General features: G+C 40.2%; 1 protein-coding gene. It reads left to right on the plus strand.

The window, feature by feature from the left end:
* A partial coding sequence (locus ACSHWW_RS14410) for a BspA family leucine-rich repeat surface protein (RefSeq protein ID WP_435683167.1) occupies nt 1-2,625 on the plus strand: 2,625 nt, incomplete at both ends.

Here is a 2,625-nt window from a genome sequence, read left to right on the forward strand (position 1 = left end):
TACGACTATGACTAATATGTTTGGAGGGGCAACAGCTTTCAATCAAGATATCAGTAGCTGGGATGTTAGTAAGGTTAGGACTATGACTAATATGTTTGGAGGGGCAACAGCTTTCAACCAAAGTTTAGCAGCTTGGGGTACGAAATTCAATGCCAATGTTGATTTAAGAGATATGCTCAATAATTCAGGTTTAAATACCGCTAATTATGATGCGACACTTATAGGCTTTGATGCCGACGGGATGGCATACAAAGTTTTAGGTGCCACAGGACTCACATATTGTACGGCAGTCCCAGAAAGAGCGAGTTTGGTTAGTAAAGGCTGGACAATTACAGATGATGGCTTGGGGATTTGTGCCGCTCCCGAAATAAATATTAAAGGCAATACTATCGATATTGTTAATGGAGATGCCACACCTGAGGGTCTTGATCATACCGATTTTGGTGCTGTTGCTGTTACTGCTGGCACCAATGTGAGAACTTTCACCATAGAAAACACAGGTAGTAGCACGCTAAATTTAACAGGAACACCACTTGTAGCGATAAGTGGTGCAAATGCTGCCGATTTTACGGTAACCGCATTACCGACTTCGCCAGTCGCAGAAACCACAGGAACAACTACTTTCGAAATCACTTTCGATCCCTCGGCAGCAGGAATGCGTACGGCTACTATTAGCATAGCCAATAACGATGTAGACGATAATCCCTATACCTTTGCGATACAAGGTTATGGTGGACGCCCTTTTATTACGACTTGGAAAACGGATAACACAGGAAGCTCTAACACAACTTCTATTATCATCCCAATTTTTACAGTAGAAACTTATAGCTATGACATCGACTGGAACAATGACGGTATTTATGATGAATTTGGAGTAACGGGAGATGCAACTCACGATTACGGCACGATAGGAACCTATGAAGTAGCGATACGTGGTGCTTTCCCAAGGATTTATTTTAATAATACTGGAGATCGACAAAAGATTTTAAATGTAGACCAATGGGGAACTAATAATTGGACAAATATGAGCGGTGCTTTCTATGGTTGTACTCATTTGAATAGTACAGCGACCGATGTTCCTGATTTAAGTTTGGTTACTAATATGTCTGAAATGTTTAGCATAGCAACTTCTTTCAATGGAGCTATTGGTTCCTGGGATGTAAGTAATGTGACGAATATGGGTTCTATGTTTAAAGGAGCAAAAGCTTTCAATCAAGCTATTGGTTCTTGGAATGTTGGTAATGTGACGGATATGGGTTCTATGTTTAGCAATGCTACAGCCTTCAATCAAGATATTGGTTTTTGGGATGTTGGTAATGTTACGGATATGAGTAATATGTTTAGAAATGCTACAATCTTCTTTTCTACAGACTTCAATCAAGATATTAGTGCTTGGGATGTTGATAATGTGACTAATATGAGTGATATGTTTAGAAGTGCTACAGACTTCAATCAAAGTTTAGCAGCTTGGGGTATGAAATTTAATGCGGCAGTTAATTTAACAAATATGTTATATAATTCAGATTTAGACCTTGCAAATTATGATGCGACACTTACAGGATTTAATGCGGGTGCAGCGACAGGTAGAAGCTTAGGAGCTCATGGGTTAAAATATTGTGCCTCAAAACTAGATCGTGATAACCTTGTTAAACCAATTGGTAGCGGAGGAAAAGGCTGGACAATTACAGGCGATGCCTTGGGGGTTTGCGCCACTCCCGAAATAAATATTAAAGGCAATACTATCGATATTGTTAATGGCGATGCCATACCTGAGGGTCTTGATCATACCGATTTTGGTGCTGTTGCTGTTACTGCTGGCACCAATGTGAGAACTTTCACCATAGAAAACACAGGTAGTAGCGTTCTAAATTTAACAGGAACACCACTCGTAGCGATTAGCGGTACAAATGCTGCCGATTTTACGGTAACCACATTACCGACTTCGACAGTAGCCGCAACCACAGGAACAACTACTTTCGAAATCACTTTCGATCCTTCTGCTGCAGGAATGCGCACCGCTACCATTAGTATTGCCAATAACGATGTAGACGAGAATCCCTATACCTTTGTGATACAAGGTTATGGTGGACGCCCTTTTATTACGACTTGGAAAACGGATAACACAGGAAGCTCTAACGCAACTTCTATTACCATCCCAACATTAGGAACAGGTTATTTTTATGATATTGACTGGAACAACGATGGTATTTATGATGAATTTGGAGTAACAGGCAATGCAACTAACGATTACGTTACGGCAGGAACGTATACCGTTGCCATTCGAGGTGCTTTCCCAAGGATTTATTTTAATAATAATGGAGATCGACAAAAGATTTTAAATGTAGACCAATGGGGAACTAATAAGTGGACAACCATGGAGAATGCTTTCTTTGGATGTGCGAACTTGAATGGTAATGCAATTGATGCGCCAGATTTAAATTTGGTTACGACTATGACTTATATGTTTGGAGGGGCAACAGCTTTCAATCAAGATATCAGTAGCTGGGATGTTAGTAAGGTTACGAATATGGCTTTTATGTTTTTGGGAGCAACAGCTTTCAATCAAGATATCAGTAGCTGGGATGTTAGTAAGGTTACGAATATGACTTATATGTTTGGAGGGGC

Source organism: Nonlabens sp. (assembly GCF_051251825.1).
GTDB lineage: Bacteria > Bacteroidota > Bacteroidia > Flavobacteriales > Flavobacteriaceae > Nonlabens.